General features: G+C 71.5%; 15 protein-coding genes. 11 read left to right on the top strand and 4 right to left on the bottom strand.

All coding sequences use genetic code 11. The features are described from left to right. Positions 1-179: 179 nt before the first annotated feature. The 5 genes from RB614_RS13555 to RB614_RS13575 all read left to right on the top strand — a co-directional run bounded on the left by RB614_RS13555 (position 180) and on the right by RB614_RS13575 (position 5,233). Positions 180-2,558: a CaiB/BaiF CoA-transferase family protein gene (locus RB614_RS13555; protein ID WP_308712818.1), complete on the top strand. Its 2,379-nt coding sequence runs from the start codon at positions 180-182 to the stop codon at positions 2,556-2,558. Then, positions 2,551-3,009 (top strand): FAS1-like dehydratase domain-containing protein, encoded by a 459-nt coding sequence (locus tag RB614_RS13560; RefSeq protein ID WP_308712819.1) that lies wholly within the window; start codon positions 2,551-2,553, stop codon positions 3,007-3,009. The genes RB614_RS13555 and RB614_RS13560 overlap by 8 nt, the downstream gene beginning before the upstream one ends. Continuing rightward, complete coding sequence (locus RB614_RS13565) at positions 3,006-3,446, top strand: MaoC family dehydratase (protein ID WP_308712820.1); 441 nt, start codon at positions 3,006-3,008, stop codon at positions 3,444-3,446. The genes RB614_RS13560 and RB614_RS13565 overlap by 4 nt, the downstream gene beginning before the upstream one ends. Next, a complete protein-coding gene (locus RB614_RS13570) occupies positions 3,439-4,356 on the top strand; it encodes an alpha/beta fold hydrolase (RefSeq protein ID WP_308712821.1) in 918 nt (305 codons plus the stop codon). The genes RB614_RS13565 and RB614_RS13570 overlap by 8 nt, the downstream gene beginning before the upstream one ends. Before the next feature lie 130 nt (positions 4,357-4,486). After that, positions 4,487-5,233, top strand: a complete 747-nt coding sequence (locus RB614_RS13575) for a GntR family transcriptional regulator (RefSeq protein WP_308712822.1) — start codon at positions 4,487-4,489, stop codon at positions 5,231-5,233. A 33-nt stretch (positions 5,234-5,266) separates the two neighbouring features. On the opposite strand, the gene RB614_RS13580 is transcribed toward RB614_RS13575, so the two are convergent. The 4 genes from RB614_RS13580 to RB614_RS13595 are packed head-to-tail and all read right to left on the bottom strand — an operon-like array spanning position 5,267 to position 10,686. Next, a complete protein-coding gene (locus tag RB614_RS13580) occupies positions 5,267-6,112 on the bottom strand; it encodes an ATP-binding cassette domain-containing protein (RefSeq protein WP_308712823.1) in 846 nt (281 codons plus the stop codon). Then, positions 6,102-8,060, bottom strand: coding sequence for a dipeptide/oligopeptide/nickel ABC transporter permease/ATP-binding protein (locus RB614_RS13585; RefSeq protein WP_308712824.1), 1,959 nt, complete (start codon positions 8,058-8,060; stop codon positions 6,102-6,104). Before RB614_RS13585 ends, RB614_RS13580 begins: the two co-directional genes overlap by 11 nt. Beyond that, entirely contained in the window at positions 8,057-8,998 is a 942-nt protein-coding gene (locus tag RB614_RS13590; RefSeq protein WP_308712825.1) for an ABC transporter permease, read from the bottom strand. Before RB614_RS13590 ends, RB614_RS13585 begins: the two co-directional genes overlap by 4 nt. A gap of 35 nt (positions 8,999-9,033) precedes the next feature. Further along, positions 9,034-10,686: an ABC transporter substrate-binding protein gene (locus RB614_RS13595; protein ID WP_308712826.1), complete on the bottom strand. Its 1,653-nt coding sequence runs from the start codon at positions 10,684-10,686 to the stop codon at positions 9,034-9,036. Positions 10,687-11,116: 430 nt separating this feature from the next. On the opposite strand from RB614_RS13595, the gene RB614_RS13600 reads away from it, so the two are divergent. The 6 genes from RB614_RS13600 to RB614_RS13625 are packed head-to-tail and all read left to right on the top strand — an operon-like array spanning position 11,117 to position 16,848. Continuing rightward, the gene (locus RB614_RS13600) at positions 11,117-11,899 is read left to right on the top strand and encodes an N-acyl homoserine lactonase family protein (RefSeq protein ID WP_308712827.1); all 783 of its coding nucleotides are present in this window, start codon (positions 11,117-11,119) and stop codon (positions 11,897-11,899) included. Positions 11,900-11,929: 30 nt separating this feature from the next. Further along, the gene (locus tag RB614_RS13605; RefSeq protein ID WP_308712828.1) at positions 11,930-12,907 is read left to right on the top strand and encodes an NAD(P)-dependent oxidoreductase; all 978 of its coding nucleotides are present in this window, start codon (positions 11,930-11,932) and stop codon (positions 12,905-12,907) included. Beyond that, positions 12,904-13,713 (top strand): SDR family oxidoreductase, encoded by an 810-nt coding sequence (locus RB614_RS13610; RefSeq protein ID WP_308712829.1) that lies wholly within the window; start codon positions 12,904-12,906, stop codon positions 13,711-13,713. Before RB614_RS13605 ends, RB614_RS13610 begins: the two co-directional genes overlap by 4 nt. After that, positions 13,710-14,672: an isocitrate lyase/PEP mutase family protein gene (locus tag RB614_RS13615; protein WP_308712830.1), complete on the top strand. Its 963-nt coding sequence runs from the start codon at positions 13,710-13,712 to the stop codon at positions 14,670-14,672. Before RB614_RS13610 ends, RB614_RS13615 begins: the two co-directional genes overlap by 4 nt. Continuing rightward, positions 14,669-16,087: an FAD-dependent oxidoreductase gene (locus RB614_RS13620; RefSeq protein WP_308712831.1), complete on the top strand. Its 1,419-nt coding sequence runs from the start codon at positions 14,669-14,671 to the stop codon at positions 16,085-16,087. The genes RB614_RS13615 and RB614_RS13620 overlap by 4 nt, the downstream gene beginning before the upstream one ends. Next, a complete protein-coding gene (locus tag RB614_RS13625; RefSeq protein ID WP_308712832.1) occupies positions 16,081-16,848 on the top strand; it encodes an SDR family NAD(P)-dependent oxidoreductase in 768 nt (255 codons plus the stop codon). The genes RB614_RS13620 and RB614_RS13625 overlap by 7 nt, the downstream gene beginning before the upstream one ends. Positions 16,849-16,861: the final 13 nt, after the last annotated feature.

Raw genomic sequence — 16,861 nt, forward strand, 5'->3', positions numbered from 1 at the left:
TTAAGCGTGTCAAGCCTTTCGCCGGGATGGGGCGTTCAAGGAGTGCACCGCTTGGCGTGATTGCACGCAACCTGTATGCTCCGGTGCCAGGCGCCGCTCCGATCGAGCGGCTCGCCCCGATCCCATCGAGAAATCAGGCGCCGCCGCTCCGCTTCGCCGCGCGCCGGGATGGATGCGCCGTGGACAGCTTCACCTCCCTCGCCGGCCTGAAAGTCCTGGAACTCTCGGGTGACATCGCCGTCGCGTACTGCGCCAAGGTCCTCGGCGAGTTCGGGGCGGACGTGGTGAAGGTGGAGCCGCCCGGTGGCGACTGGGTGCGCGGGTTCGGCCCCACCGGTCCGGCGCCCGACAGCGCGGTCTTCATCTACACCAACACCGGCAAGCGGACCGTCGTCGCCGACCTCCACGATCCCGCCGACCCGATCGTGCCCGGACTCCTCGCGGCGGCCGACGTCGTGATCGGCTCGGCCAGCGCCGAGGAGCTCGAAGACCGTGGCCTGTCGCCGCACCGGCTCGCCCACGACCACGGCGTGGTCTACGTCTCCATCCGCCCGTACGGCTTCGCCGGCCCGGGCGCCGGCCGCCCCGGCACCGAGCTCGACGTGTTCCACGCCGGCGGCGAAGGGCTTCTGCTGCCCGGCGGGCTGAGCTACGAGCTGTTTCCGGACCGGCCACCGGTGAAGGCGGGGCGGCACCTGACCGACTACGACGCCGGCAACGTCGGGGCGCTCCTGGCCCTCGCCCTCACCATGCGGCGGCTCGAGACCGGCGCCGGCGCCTTCGCCGACGTCTCCAAGCAGGACGTCGCGATCTCGCTCGGCCGGGTCACCATCGACCGCCAGCTCAACCAGGGCATCCGGGTCAACCGGGCGGACCGCGGCTACGACTACGGCGGGATCTTTCCCTGCCTCGACGGGTACATCACGGTGCGGCCGACCCAGGACGCGTTCTGGGCCAGCCTCGCGACCGGCATCGGCCGCCCCGACCTCGTCGACGACCCGCGCTTCGCCACCCGGGGCGCCCGCGAGACGAACGCGACGGCGCTGGACGAGATCATCCGGAGCTGGTGCGCGACCCGGCGCGCCCGCGACATCTACGACCAGCTGGCCCCGCTCGGCACCCCGGTCGGCTACTACTCCGACGCGCCGGCGCTGCTCACCTCGGAGCACGCGGCGAAGCGCGGTGACCTGGGCGAGGTGAGCGCGGCCGGGCTGAGCCTCGTGGTGCCGCGCCCGGGGTACACGTTCGACGGCCGGCCGCTGCCGGGACCCGAGCCGTGGCCGCCCGCGCCGGCCCAGTCCAGCGAACCGCCCCCGGGCTGGTCCACGCCCCGCCGACCGGCCGCCGGAGATGGCCGGGACCTGCCGGCCCACGGCCCGCTCACCGGCGTCCGCGTGCTCGACCTCACCTGGGTCGCCGCGGGACCGTACACGACCGAGCTGCTCTCCATGCTCGGCGCCGAGGTGGTGAAGGTCGAGTCCAGCGCCAAGCCCGACCTCTTCCGCCAGGTGCCCGACGACGACGCGGCCGGCCTCAACAGATCGGCCCGGTTCAACTCCGTCAACCTCAACAAACAGAGCGTGGGCATCAACCTCCAGGTCCCGCGGGGACGGGCGCTGCTGCGCCGCCTCGCGCTGGCCGCCGACCTGATCGTGTCGAACTTCCGGCCGGGCGCGCTCGAACGGCTCAGCCTCACCTACGACGACCTCAAGGACGCCAACCCCGACGTGGTGGTCGTCTGCATCTCCAGCGCCGGCCGCGGCGGGACGGATCCGGGCTACGCCGGCTACGCGTCTATCTTCAACTCCATGGGTGGTCTGGGTCATCTGACCGGCTACGCCGACGGGCCCGCGGTCGAGGTCCGCGACTCCGTCGACCTGCGCACCGGCACGGTGGCCGCGGTGGGGGCGCTGGCCGCGCTGCTCGCCCGCCGGCGCGGCGGAGCGGGTACGGCGGTGGACGTCTCGGCCCAGCAGGCGATCACCGGCCTGGTCGGTGACTCCGTGATCGAGTACCAGCTCGTGGGCCGGGTGCCGTGGCGTGCCGGCAACGGGCTCTACGACCTGTGGCCGTACGACGTCTTCCCCTGCCGGGGCGACGACGAGTGGGTCGCCGTCGCCGCCCGCGACGCCCGTGACCGCGGCCGGATCGGCGCGGTGGTCGGCCTGGACCTGGCGGCGGCGGTCAGCGAGGAGGAGCGCCGCTCGGCCGAGGCCGGCATCGCCGCGTGGACCTCGGCCCGAGACGCGACACAGGTCGTCGCCGCGCTGCACGCCGTGGACGTACCCGCGGCGAAGGTGCTCGGCGGCGACGACATCCTGCGCGACGCGCACGTACGCGAGCGCGGGCTGCTGCGCGAGCTGGACCATCCGACGCTGGGACCGCAGATCGTCGTCGGCGCGCCCTGGCGGATCGACGGCGAAGTGGCCGCCACGTCGCCGGCGCCCGCGCTCGGCCGGGACACGGTCCGGGCGATCCGGTCCTGGACCGGGCTGCCGGCGGCCGAGATCGCCGAACTCGTCGAGATGGGCGCGGTGGAGGCGACGACCGATGAGTGATGGTCTACAGTGGACAGAGTTCACCCACTCGCCACCGGTCACGGCGACCGACATCCGGCGCTGGGCCATCGCCACGTACTGGCCCGAGCGGCCGCCGGCCCTCTACGTCGACGAGGAGTACGCGGCGACGACCCGCTGGGCCGGCATCATCGCGCCCCGCGACTTCAACCCGTTCGCCTGGCTGCTCACCGCCCCGCCCGCGGCGAAAGGCGCCGCCCGGTCGGACTTCCCGCACCATCCACACGTGATGAACGGTGGGCAGGCGGACCGCTACGGCGCACCGATCCGCCCCGGCGACGTGATCTCGACGCGGTCGCGGCTGGCCGGCGTACGCAGCCGGGTCACCCGGCTCGGCGACACCCGCCTGGTATCGACGGAGGAGGAATGGGTGAACCAACGACACGAGCTGGTCCGGCTCCGGACCGGGACACTGCTGCGGTACGCGTCGTGACCGGCGTGCTCGGGGCCGCCGACATCCGCGCCGGGACACCGCTGCCACCCTGGACCCGGCGGACCGACGTCATGAACTGGAACCGGTACGCGGCCGTCAACGACGAGTTCATCTACATCCACATGGACGACGAGGCGGCCCGTTCGGCGGGCAACGGCCAGGGGACGTTCGGCATGGGCAACCTGCGCTTCGCCTACCTGCACAACGCCCTGCACGCCGCGTTCGGCGACGACGCGGTCGTGACCGAGCTCGAGTGCCGGTACCGGTCGGTCAACCAGAAGGGCGACGTGCTCACCGTCGTGGGCGTGGTCACCGACGCCCAGCGGGCGGACGGCGACCTCGTCGTCCGGCTGGACCTCGACATCCACAACGCCGACGGGGCCTCCACCTGCCCCGGCTCGGCGGTTGTCGTCCTGCCCGGGCGTTCCCATGCCTGAGCCCGCGCCGGAGTCCTTCGCCGACCTGGCCGCGTGGCTGCGGGCCGGGCTGGCACGCCCGGCGACCTCGACGTGGCTGGAGTGCGACGGCATCAAGCTGCACACCCGGGAGTGGGGTACGCCCGGCCGCCCGGGAGTCGTCCTGGTCCACGGCGGTGCGGCCAACACGCACTGGTGGGACCACATCGCGCCCTGGCTGGCCGGCGAACGCCACGTCGTCGCCGTCGACCTCTCCGGGCACGGCGACAGCGAGTGGCGGCCGGACGGATACACCTTGTCGCGCTGGGCGGACGAGGTCCTGGCGGTGGCCGACCGCCTCGCCGACGCACCGGCCAGACCCGTCCTGATCGGCCACAGCATGGGCGGCCTGGTCTCGCTGCGGGCGGGGCTGCGGGGCGACCCCCGGCTGGGCGGCGTCGTCGTGCTCGACGTGGCCGCCCGCCGCCGCACCCCGAGCGAGCTCCAGCGCCGGCACGCCCGGGCCACCTCCACCGGACGGCTTTTCGCCACCAGGGAGGAGGCCGCGGCCGCGTTCCAGACATTGCCCGCCGACCGGCACGCGAGCCAGATCCCGTCGATCGTCCGGCACATCGCGGCGGCGTCCGTGCGCTACGTCGACGGCGGCTGGACCTGGAAGACCGACCGCCGGATCTTCCTCCGCGACGAGCTGCACCTCGACGACCTGCGCCCGGCGCCCGTCCCGGTGTGGCTGGTCGCCGCGGAGAACGGTCTGCTCAGCGAGGCCCGGGCCGGCGCCATGGCGCGGCGCCTGGGTGCGGCCGCGACGGTGCTGTCGATCCCGCTGGCCGGGCACCACCTGATGCTCGACCAACCGGTGGCACTGGTCGCCTCCCTGCGGGCGGCCCTCGCCTCGCTGCGGCGCGAGACGCACCACGATGACCAGCGATGACGGCCACCACGGCCATCACGCCAGGATTGCATGCTGGTTGGATACGAGCCAGATTCTCTTGGTATCGTGCCTCGGTGCGATCTGACAGCGAAGCGCGGCGTGGATGACCTCCGAAGGCGGTCCGGGCCGCGTGGACGCCACCGCGTGGCCACTCGTCGCGGAGTCGGTGCGGCAATATCTGCAGCAGAGCAAGCGCGGCTCCACCACCGATGCCGTGACCGACGCGCTGCGTGAGGCCATCCTCGACGGAGTCATCCCGCCCTCGACCTGGTTGCGCGAAGAGGATCTGGCCGGCGCGCTCGACGTGAGCCGCACTCCCGTCCGCGAGTCGTTGCGGCGCCTCGCCGACGAGCACCTGGTGAGCCGCATCGCCAATCGCGGTTCCGTGGTGCAGCCCATGACGATCGACGACGTCTTCTCCGTCTACCTCATCCGCAGCGCCCTCGAAGGACTGGCGGTCTTCACCGTGACGTCCCGGCCGCCGGACGGCCTGCTCGACCGGTTGCTGCAGATCCAGCGATCCGCCGCGAAGTGCGCCGAGAGCGGCGACAGCATCGAGGGCAACCGGCTCAACCTGGAGTTTCACCGCGTCATCCGCCGCGCCACGGCCAACGCATACCTCGTGCGGTTTCTCGACCAGGTGGAAAACATGGTCCGCCGCTCGGGAGTCAGCACCTACGCCGACCCCGACCGCGTCCGCAAAAACCTCGAAGAGCACCAAGCCATCATCGAGGCGATCGCGTCCGGCGATCCCGACCTGGCCCAGGACGCGGTGACCGAGCACATGCGAAAGGCCCGCGAGGCCCGCATCAAGGCGCTGATGGTCCCCAGCCCGCGCCCCCGCCGCCCCGTCCCCGGCGGCATCTCCCACGACTAGAGAGCTTCGGAGTCGGGGGGCCGCGCGGGTGAGCTAGCGGGAGCCGGTCACGACGGACGAGCGTGACTCGCGGCGGCGGCGCTGTTCGCGGGGGTCGGCCACCGGGACGGCGGCGAGCAGTTCGCGGGTGTAGGGCTCGCGCGGGCGTTCGATGACGGCGTCGACGTCGCCCTCCTCCACGATCCGGCCGTGCTGTAGAACCGCCATCCGGTGGGAAAAGAACCTGACGACGTCGATGTCGTGCGAGATGAACAGGTAGGACAGGTGTGCGTCGCGGCGCAGGGCGATGAGCAGGTTGAGGATCTGCGCCTGGACGGAGAGGTCCAGCGCGCTGGTCGGCTCGTCGAGGATGACGAGTTGCGGGTCGCGGATCAGGGCCCGCGCGATCGCGATCCGCTGGCGCTGGCCGCCGGAGAACTGGGCGGGATAGCGCGCCGCGACGTCCGGAGACATGTCCACTTTGGAGAGCACATCGGCGACCCTGCTCCGCGTCTCCCGGCGGTCGACACCGGTGGCGCGCAAGGGTTCGCCGAGTGTCTGGCCGATCGTGCGGGAGGGGTTCAGCGAGCTGTACGGGTCCTGGAACACCACCTGGATCCGGGAGCCGAGCGCCCGCCGGCGCTTTGGCGGCGCCTGCGTGATGTCCTCGCCGTCGAACACGATCCGGCTGCCCGGTCCGGTCGCCACCAGGCCGAGCACCGCGTTTCCGATCGTCGACTTTCCCGAACCCGATTCGCCGACCAGACCGAGGGTCTCGCCCGGCGCGAGGCTCAGGCTCACCCCGTCGACCGCCCGAAACCGCTGTCCTCTCCGGCGGCGGTCGGTGGAGTCGAACTCGACGGTCAGGTCGGTCACCGTGAGCAGTGGTTCAGCGGGCATCGTGGGAAAAGACCTTCTCGTCGACGAGCAACGGATAGAGGCAGCGGGAGGCGTGGCCGGCCGCGGTCTCGTTGAGGGCGACCGGGTCGCGCGTGCAGTCGTCCCGGGCGATCGGGCAGCGCGGGCTGAAGTGGCAGCCGGTGGGCCACGATCCGGGCTGCGGCACCCGCCCGCCGATCGCCGGGAGCAGGTCACCACGGGCCGCGCGGCCCGGCATGCACCCGAGCAGGCCCGCCGAGTACGGGTGCCGTGGCCCGTCGAACAGGTCGAGGACCGGCGCCTGCTCGACGACCTGCCCGGCGTACATGACGTAGGCCCGCTCGCACACGTCGGCGATGACTCCCCAGTCGTGGCTGATGATCAGCACCGCCATACCGGTCTGCCGCTGGAGCCGGCGCAGCAGACCGAGGATCTCGGCCTGCACGGTCACGTCCAAGGCGGTCGTCGGTTCGTCGGCGACGAGCAGCCGGGGGCGGCCGGCCAGTGCCATGGCGATGGCGACCCGCTGCGCCATCCCGCCGGAGAGCTGGTGCGGGTAGCTGCGCATGACCCGCTCCGGCTCACGCAGGTTCACGTCGCGCAGCAGAGCGACGGCGGCGCGGGCGATCTCCCGCCGGCTGCCGGGTTGGTGGCGCAGCAGCACTTCCTTCAGCTGGTGCCCGACGGTGAAGACCGGGTCGAGGCTGGCGACCGGCTCCTGCGAGATCAGGGCGATCTGCGCGCCGCGCAACCGTTGTAGCTGGCGGGGGCCGAGCTTCGTGATGTCCTGACCGTCGAAGAGGATCCGGCCCCCGGTCACGGCCACCGGTTGCGGGAGCAGGCCCAGGATCGCGCGGCCGGTCATCGACTTGCCGCAGCCCGACTCGCCCACCAGCCCGACGGTCTCGCCGGCGCGGATTTCGAGCGTGACGTCCGAGATGATGTCCGCCTGGCCGGTCGCGGCCGGTACCGAGACGGTCAGCCCGCGGACGCGCAGCAGGGCGTCGCTGTCGTCCGGTGTCTCCGTCGCGGGCTGGGCCGGCGTGGCGGCCGGCTCCTTGGCGTCCCCGGCGACCTTCCGGCGGACCCGGTCGGCGCCCCGCGCCCGCCCGGCCGTCGAGTCGCGGATCGCGTCGCCCAGGAGCCCGAAGGAGAGGATCGACAGGGCGATCGTCGCGCCGGACGGCACCAGCATCCACGGCGCGATCGCGACGAACTGGGAGGCGTCCGCGACCATGTTGCCCCAGCTCGGATCGGGCGGCTGGGCGCCGAACCCGAGGAAGCCGAGGCCGGTCTCGACGAGGAGGGCGACGCCGGCGAACAGCGAGGCCCGTACCACGATGGGCCCGGAGACCCGGGGCAGCACGTGGTTTACGAGCACGTGGCGGGTCGTCAGCCCGGACACGCGGGCGGCCTTGATGTAGAGCTCGTTGCGGACGGCGATCGTGGATCCCCGTACGACCCGGGCCATCCCCGGCGCGCCCAGCACACCGAGCGCGATCATCGCGACGGACTCGTTGTTGCCGAAGATGGCGACGATGACGAGCAGCATCACGATGCCGGGAACGGCGAGCAGGACGTCGATGATCCCGCCGGCGACCCGGTCCACCCATCCGCCGAGATAGCCGGCGAGCAGGCCGATCGGCACGCCGACGGCGATGACGGTCGCGACCGCCTGGGCGGTGCCGGTCAGCGACACCCGCGCCCCGAACAGCAGCCGGCTGAGCAGGTCGCGTCCCAGCGCGTCGGTGCCCAGCAGGTGGCTGCCGGTCGGGCCGGACAGGGAGTTGCCGAGGTCCGTGGCGGTCGGGTCGTATGGCGCCAGGAGGTCGGCCAGGATCGCGCCGGCCGCCAGGAGCAACAGCAGGCCCAGGGCGAGCGCGCCCAGCGGGTGCCGCCTGAGCGACCGCAGAAAACGCACCCGCTGCGGCCTGGCGCTGTTGGTGTCGGGAGTCAGGCTGTAGGTCATGAGACTCGGGCCTTCGGGTTGAGCCATCCATACAGGACGTCGACGAAGAGGTTGACCAGCACCACCACCACGGTGAAGGTCAGCACGATGCCTTGGATGACCGGGATCTCGTGGCGGTGGGTGGCATCGACGACCAGTCCGCCCAGGCCCGGCATGGCGAAGACGCTTTCGACGAGGACGGTCCCGTCGAGCAGGCTGATGAAGACCAGACCGACCACAGTGGAGACCGGGATGGCGGCGTTGCGCAGCGCATGCCGGAAGATGATCGACCGCTCCGGGATGCCGCGGGCGCGCAGGGCCAGGATGTACTCGCGGCCGAGGGTGTCGAGCATCGCGTCCCGGGTCTGTTTGGCCACCATCGCGATCGCGTGGACGGCGAGCGCGGTGATGGGCAGGACGAGAGCCAGCGCCCACGCCCGCGGGGATACGTCGATCGGGACGAAGCCGGTGGCCGGAAACCAGCCGAGCCCGACGGCGAAGAGTGCCACCAGGACCAGCCCCACCCAGAAGCTGGGAAAGGAGAACCCGACGAGCGAGATGACGTCGACCGCCTTCGCCAACCAGCCGGCCCGCAGGGCGCTGACGACTCCCAGCCCGACCCCGATCAGCGTCGCGACCACGGTCGTCAGGAGGACCAACGACGCGGTCACGCCGACCCGGCTGATGATTTCGCCGGAGACGGAGAGCCCGGTGACCGGTGAGGTGCCGAGGTCCCCTTGGACGACTCCACGCAGCCAGTCGGCGTACTGCGCGAACAGCGACTTGTCGAGCCCCAGTTCGGCACGGAGCGCCTGGTACGCCTCCGGCGTGAAGTCGTCCCCGAGGATCGTGCGAGCCGGATCGCCCGGCGCCAGCGTCGCCATCACGAATGTCAGGAACGGCACGATGAACAGCAGCGGCACCGAAATGGCCAGACGCCGGGCAATCAGCTTTGTCACACGCAGTCCTTCCACACACTCAGCGTCGCGTGTGCCTACTTGGCGGGCATGAAGTCGACCGGGTCCGCCTGCTGCGCGCTCGGCGACACGGCCAGCCCTTTGATGGAGTCGTTGGCGTAGTAGTAGATCGGCACCGCGACGACCGGCACGTAGCGCCCGGTCTCCACCAGGCGGCGGATCAGCTGCTTGTAGAGCGCCTCCCGGCCCTCGACCGTGGGGATCGCCGCGGCGTCGGCGCGCAGCTTGTCCACAGTGGGGTCGGAGATGCCGAACGGATTGAACGTCTTGGAGTTCTGGAAGAGCGTCGTACCGAGGTTGTGTATCTCGCCGTCGCTGCCGAAGGAGACGCCGAAGACGGGCAGCTTCGCGGCGGTCTGCGCCTCGCTGTAGGTGCCGTCGTTGGCTTCGGTCTTCAGGTCGACGGTGATGCCGATCGCCTTCCAGTCGTCGACCATCGCCTGGACCACCAGGCTCAGACCGCGCTTGGTGTTGGTCGTGACCGGCAGGGTGAAGCCGTTGGGGTGTCCCGCCTCGCGCAGCAGATCCTTCGCCTTGGCCGGGTCGTACGTGTAGAAGCTCGTGGTGTTGTATCCCGACTGGCCGGGCATGACGATCTGCTCGGTCGGGACGCCGTTGTCGCCCAGCAGCCCCTTGGCTATCTTCTCCCGGTTGACCGCGTAGTTGAGGGCCTGCCGGACCCGCACGTCCTTCAGCTCCGGCACCAGCTTGCCGTCGGCGTCCCCGACGATGACGCCGAACCACTGCCGCGGCGTGCTGGCGACCTGCAGGCCGGCTTGCTTCGCCGCGTCGGCGGTGGTGAAGTCACCCTGGATGGCGTCGATCTGGCCGGTCTTCAGCGCGGCCAGCGCGGTATTCGCGTTCGCGATCACCTTGACGACGACCTTGTCGTAGTAGGCCGCCTCCGGCTTCCAGTAGTGGGTGTTGCGCACGAACGTGTATGTGTCTTTGGGAACGGTCGCCTTGGGGTCCAGGACGTACGGTCCGGCGCCGTACGTCTGCGTGGTCATCAGGTCCGGCTTCGCGAGGGCCTCGCCGCTGGCCAGGTCGCCGACGAACTTCGCCTGGGTGAAGAGCTCGGGCATCGCGGGGTGGGGCTCGGAGAGGTGGATTCGCAGCGTCAGGTCGTCGACGACCTCCAGCTGGGAAAACATCTTGATCTTCGAGGCCGCCGACGAGGCATCGGCGTAGTGCTCGAAGTTGCGCTTCACCACGTCCGCGTTCAGCGGGGTGCCGTCACTGAACTTGACGCCGGCCCGGAGCTTGAGCTCGAACAGTGTGTTGTTGTCGCCGATGTACGACCACGACTCGGCCAGCCGGGGCTGGAGGCTTCCGTCGGAGGCCCGGAAGATGAGCGGGTCGTAGGCGAGTTCGGTGACCCACAAGGCGTCGGTCACCGCTTTGGCCGGGTCGAGGCTGACCGCGGGGGCGGGCATGCCGAGCCGAAGCACCTTTTCGCCGGTTGTCGCGGCCGTACTCCCGGAGCAGCCGGCGGCCAAGAGGGTCAGAGCGACGAGGCCGATCGTGGTCAGCCGCCACCGGATCCCGGTGCTGTGCTGTTTGCGCTCGCTGGTCGCCCCGGGGAGCTGGCGCGCTCCGCCCTCGTCGCTGCGCTCCTCGGATCGGGGCTTGCCAGCCCCGGGGCGGGGGCTTGCCGGATGAACAGTCATTGGTTGTCGGATCCTCACGTGAGGTCAATCGGGTGGGCATCGGTGCCGATGCCCACAGATCCATGGCGCTACGAAACCGACCGGGCGCTTGAGCGGGCCGCGCGGCTTCCGGGGCGGTGGTGACGGCAGCGATGGGCAACAGGCGCTGAGAGTGTGTATGCAACTTCCTCGGCGCAGTCGTCCACCTTTTTCACTGCTCGTACCTCCGCTCTCCCCCTCACTGATCACGGTGTGGTCGACAATTGCATGCAACATTGTGATCGTCCTCACCGTCACTGTCAACCGCACGAAGGCGAGCGCCAGACTGGACGCCGAGACACGGGACGGTCCGCAGTCGGTCCCCATCCCGGGCGCCTGTCCAACTGTTGACAGTTGACAGAACATACGCGACAGTGAGGCGGCGCACAAGGTCAGGGAGGAGCCAGACTCCATGCACGACCACCAGGTCTTCGCGGTGAAGTTCGGCGAGGCGAAGGCGGGCAGCCAGGCCCAGTACTTCCTCAACCCGCCGGCGGAACTGCACGAGCAGCCCGGCCATCTCGACTTCTGCGTATGGCTGGTGCGCACCGCTTTCGGTGACGTCGTCGTGGACGCGGGCTTCACGTCGACGGTCGCGGCGAAGCGAAACCGGACGCACTTTCGCGAGCCGTCACAAGGCGTCCGCCTGCTGGGCGTGGAGCCGGAAGACGTGTCGCATCTGCTGCTGAGCCACTTCCACTACGACCACGTCGGCGACGTCGAGCCGTTCGGCCGGGCGCGGGTCGTGGTGCAGGAGCGGGAGATGGCGTTCTGGACCGGCCGGTTCGCCGCACGCGCCGAGTTTCGCCGGCTGGTCGAGACCGAGGACATCCAGCGGCTCGTCGGCCTGAGCCTGGCCGGGCGGGTGGAGTACGTCGACGGCGAACGGGAGATCGTGCCCGGCGTGCGGGTGCACCGGGTCGGTGGCCACACTCCCGGGACGCAGATCGTCTCGGTCGAGTCGGCCAAAGGGACCGTCGTGCTGGCCTCGGACTCCGCCCACCTGGGGTACCACGTGACGCACGACTGCCCGGCCAAGCTGTTGACCGACCTTCCCGAGATGTACGCCGCCTTCGACACGATCCGCGCGCTGGCGGGCTCGCCGGAGCTGGTCGTTCCCGGCCACGATCCGGCCATCTTCGACCGCTTCCCCGCGGTACCCGGACTCGACGGCATCGCCGTCCGGATCGCCTGACGCCAACGGCCCACACAGGAGGACATGACGATGGACTCGCGAACGCCCGGCATGGCGGTGTGCGTCGTCGGGCTCGGACATCTGGGCGGGGCGGTGGCCGCGCGTCTCGCGGCGACCGGCTTCCAGACCTACGGGTTCGACATCGCCGCCGCGGCCCGGGACCGCTCGGCCGCGGCCGGCGTGCGGGTGCGTGACCGCTTGCCGGACGCCGTCGCCGGCGCCGACGCGGTGATCACCAGCCTGCCCGACGGCGCGGCGGTGACGGAGGCATGGCTCGGCCAAGGCGGTCTCGTGGAGTCGGCACGCCCCGGCACGTACCTGATCGAGCTGAGCACCATCGGACCGGACACGATGCGCGCGGTCGCCGGGCCCGCGGCGGCCGCCGGTCTCAAGCCGGTCGACGCCCCGGTCAGCGGTGGCCCGATGGACGCCGCGAAGGGACAGCTCGTGGTGATCGCCGGCGGGGACGAGCCGGACATCGCGGCGGTCCAGCCCGTGCTGCGCGCGGTGGCCGGCGCCGTGCACCTCTCCGGTCCGCTGGGTACCGCCAAGGCGGTCAAGCTGGTCAACAACCTCATCACCAACGCGACCGTGCTGGTGTCGGCCGAGGCGTTCCAGATCGGCGTCGCCGCCGGGCTGGCTCCCAGGCGCCTGTTCGACCTGCTGTCCCAGATGGGCGGCGGCAGGTCACACCACTTCCAGAAGCGGTTTCCCTGGGTGCTCGAGCGTGACTTCGACGCCCGGTTCAGCATCCGGTTGGCGGAGAAGGACTTCCGGCTCGGGCTGGAGCTCGCGGACCGGGTGGGCGTTCCCCCACCGGCGGCGTCGGCGATCCGCTCCATCTACGCGGTCGCGGTGGCCGAGGGCCTCGCCGACGACGACATCGTCGGGCTGGTGCGGCTCTACGAGCGCTGGACGAGGCCGCCCGGCGCGGTGGAAGCCCCGGCCGCGGCATCGCCGGATCCGGTGGAGTCCGCGGTGACCGGCGACGGGAGGCAACGGCGATGACGGGTGTGCTCAGCGGCCGGATCGCCGTCGTGACCGGCGCGGCCTCCGGGTTCGGTGCGGCGACCGCGCTGCGGTTTCACGCCGAGGGCGCGCGGGTCGTCGTGGCCGACCGCGACGGCGACGGCGTGAAGCGGGTCGCCGAGGCGCTGGGGGGCGACGCGCTCGGCATGACCGTGGACGTCTCGCGAACCGAGGACGTCGCGCGGATGGTCGAGGCGGCGGTCGACACGTTCGGCGGCCTGGACATCCTGGTCAACAACGCCGGGATCATCCACGCCAAGGGCTCGATCGAGACGCTCGCCGAAGCGGAGTTCGACCGCATCGTCGACGTCAACCTGCGCGGTACGTTCCTCGGGATCAAGCACGCGGTACCGGTGCTGCGGCGCAGCCGCCACGCGGTGATCCTCAACACCGCGTCGGTCGGCGCGCTCGTACCGCGGATCAACACCTCGATCTACTCGGCGACCAAGGCGGGGATCATCTCGCTGACCCGGTCGGCGGCGCTCGATCTCGCCCCGGCGATCCGGGTGAACGCGGTGTGCCCGCTGGCCTCCGCCACCCCGTTCCTGGCCGGTGGCGCGGGCGGTGGCGGCGCCGTCTACGACGCGTACGTCGCCGGCATGACGTCCGACGCACGGCACTCGGTGCCGCTGGGCAGGCTGGTCCGTCCGGAGGAGGTGGCGGCGGCGTTCACGTTCCTGGCCAGCGACGACGCCGCCTTCATCACCGGCGTCGCCCTTCCGATCGACGGCGGCCGGTCAGCCGGCGACCTGGTCAGCCGAGGACAAGGAGGACGGTCGACGTGACCGACGACCGCGCCCGTCTGGTGCCGGCGCCCATGACCGCCCCTGACGCCCACGAGCTGCGGCTCGCCCTGCGGACGGCGCTGGCCGGACCGCGGCCGCTGGTACTGCCGGGGGTCACCGACGCGATGAGCCTGCGCCTGGTGGAGCGGGCCGGGTTCGAGGCGGCGTACGCGACCGGCGCCGGGCTCGCGAACGCGCAGCACGCGCTCCCCGACATCGGGCTGACCTCGATGGTCGAGGTCGTCGAGCACGTGGGGCGGATGACGGCGCTGGCGTCGATCCCGATCGTGGTCGACGCGGACACCGGCTACGGCGGCCCGCTGGCGACCGTGCGCACGGTCCGGCTGCTCGAACGGGCGGGCGCCTCCGCCGTCCAGGTCGAGGACCAGCAGATGCCGAAGCGGTGCGGCCACTTCGACGACCACGACCTCATCCCGACCGGCCACATGCAGACGAAGATCGCGGCGGCCTGCGAGGCCCGCACCGACGAGGCGCTGGTCATAATCGCGCGGACGGACGCCCGGTCGGTGTACGGCATCGAGGACGCCATCGAACGGGCGAAGGCGTACGTCGAGGCGGGTGCCGAAGTGATCTTCGTGGAGGCGCCACGGACCATCGAGGAGCTGGCGCTCGTCGGCACCGAGCTGGCCGGCGTCCCGCTCGTCGTCAACGTGGTCGAGGGCGGCAAGACCCCGGAGCTCGATCTCAAGGAGTACGCGGAGCTGGGCTTCAGCGTCGTCCTGTTCGCCAACTACCTGATGCGGACGATGATGCGGGCCGGCATCGAGGCCCTGCGACATCTGCGCGACCACGGGGAGACGGCGAGCCGAGCCGACCAGATGGTGACCTGGTCCGAACGGCAGGAGCTGTTTCGGCTGGCCGACCTGAGCGCGGCGGAGGCGCTTCTCGACCAGCCGCTCGCGGACGTCCTCGCGGCGACCGGAAACCGGCTGCCATGACGAGGATCGCGGGCCTGCCGTACGAGGACGACCTCCCCGAGCGGGCCGGAGTGCTCGTGCTCGGATCGGGGCTGGCCGGTTGCGCCGCCCTGCTCGCGGCGGCCGAGGCCGGCCGGTACGCGGTGATGCTGGAGAAGACCGGTTCGATCGGCGGCTCGACCGTGCTGTCGGCCGGCCTGTCCGCGTTCGCCGGCACGGACGAGCAGCGTGCGCACGGCATCGCCGACTCGACCGAGCTGCTCCGCCGCGACCTGCTCGACGTCGGCGGCCACCGCAACGACGTGGCGCTGGTCGACCTGTACTGCGCGCACCAGCTGGAGACGTACCGGTGGCTGCGCTCGCACGGCGTGGTCTACGGCGAGATCCACGCGGCCTCCGGCCAGAGCGTCCCGCGAAGTCACCCGACCGACACCACCGCGATGCTGGTACGCCTCCTCACCGCCGCGGGAAAGCTCGGCGCCCGGCTGGTCATGGAGACCACGGCGCAGCGGCTGGTGTACGAGGACGGCCGGGTGACGGGGGTCGACGTCTGCCTCCACAGTGGAGAGCGGCGCCGCGTGCCGGCGGACGCGGTCGTCCTGGCCACCGGCGGCTTCGCCCGCAGCGACGAGCTGCTCGCCACGTTCGCGCCGCAGATGGAGCACGCGCTGCGCGCCGGTGGGGCCGGGTGCCAGGGTGACGGGCTCAAGATGGCGATGGCGATCGGCGCCGGGATCCGTGACACGCCCTACATCAAGGGCACGTACGGCATCTACGCCGAGCCGCATCCGCACGAGGACGGCACCGGCATCCTCGCCGTCTACAAAGGAGCGATCGCGGTCAACGGCGCGGGCCGGCGGTTCGTCGACGAATCGCGAAACTACAAGGAGATCGGCGACGTCGCGCTGCGGCAGCCGGGCGGGACCACCTGGCAGGTCTTCGACTCGGCGGTCCTGGCCCAGTCGAGCGACGACGTGCCGATCTACGCGTTCGCCGAGCGGGACCGCGCCGGCATGCTCGTGCACGCCGGCTCGGTCGAGGAGCTCGAACGGAAGCTCGCCCTACCGTCCGGCTCGCTCCAGACGACCGTCAAGGAGTACAACCGGCGGATCGCCGAGGGCGAGCCGGATCCGGTGGGGCGTGAGTTTCTCTGCGGCGGCTTCGGCCGTCCCTTCCCGCTCGACACGCCACCGTTCTACGCGCAGCCGACCGGGACGGTCGTCCTGGCCACGTACTGCGGTGTCACCGTCGACACCGAGCTGCGGGTACTCGACTGGTGGGGTGAGCCGATCGGGCACCTCTTCGCCGCCGGCGAGGTCGTGGGCGGTTTTCACGGCAGTGGCTACATGACCGGTACGTCGATCGGCAAGGCCGCCATCTTCGGGCGGCTGTCGGGTACGCACGCGGCGGCGGTGGAGAGTGAGCTGACGTGGTAGACCTGTTCGATCTCACCGGCGCCACCGCGCTGGTCGTCGGCGCGGCCGCCGGAGGTCTGGGCGAGTGGGCGGCCCGCACGCTGGCCGAGCACGGTGCGGCCGTGGCGGTGGCCGACCTCCCCGAGCGGCAGGACGATCTCGCCGTCACCGGTGCGGCCGCCGGCGCCTCCTGCCACAGCGTGGACGTCACGGACGAGGACTCCGTGGCGCGCCTCGTCGACGGCGTCCGCAACCGGTACGGACGGCTGGACATCGTCGTCAACGCCGCCGGGGTCATGCTGCGCAAGCCGTACGACCGGACCACACCGCGGGAGTTCGAGCAGGTGGTCCGCGTCAACCTCACCGGCTGCTGGCTCGTGGGCCGGGCCGCCGGCATGGCCATGACGGCCCAGGGGCGCGGCGGGCGGATCGTCAACCTGTCGACCGTGTACGCCGACCGGGTGGGGCCGGTGCCCGAGTCGGCGTACTACGCGTCGAAGGCGGCGGTGGCCAACCTGACCCGCTCGCTGGCGAGCGAGTTGGGCGCGCACGGCATCACGGTCAACTGCCTCGCCCCCGGCGTCTTCTACCCCACCAAGATGACGGCGCCGCTGGCCGAGGACCCGGAGCGACTGGCCTGGTTTACCCAACGCACGCTGCTCGGCCGGCTGGGCGATCCGGCCCGGGACCTCGCCGGTCCCCTGCTCCTGCTCTGCGGCCCGGCGTCGTCCTACATGACCGGCCAGATCGTGTACGTCGACGGCGGATGGTCGGCCTGGTGACGGGCCGGCCGGG

Source organism: Phytohabitans maris, assembly GCF_031085175.1.
Lineage (GTDB): Bacteria > Actinomycetota > Actinomycetes > Mycobacteriales > Micromonosporaceae > Phytohabitans > Phytohabitans maris.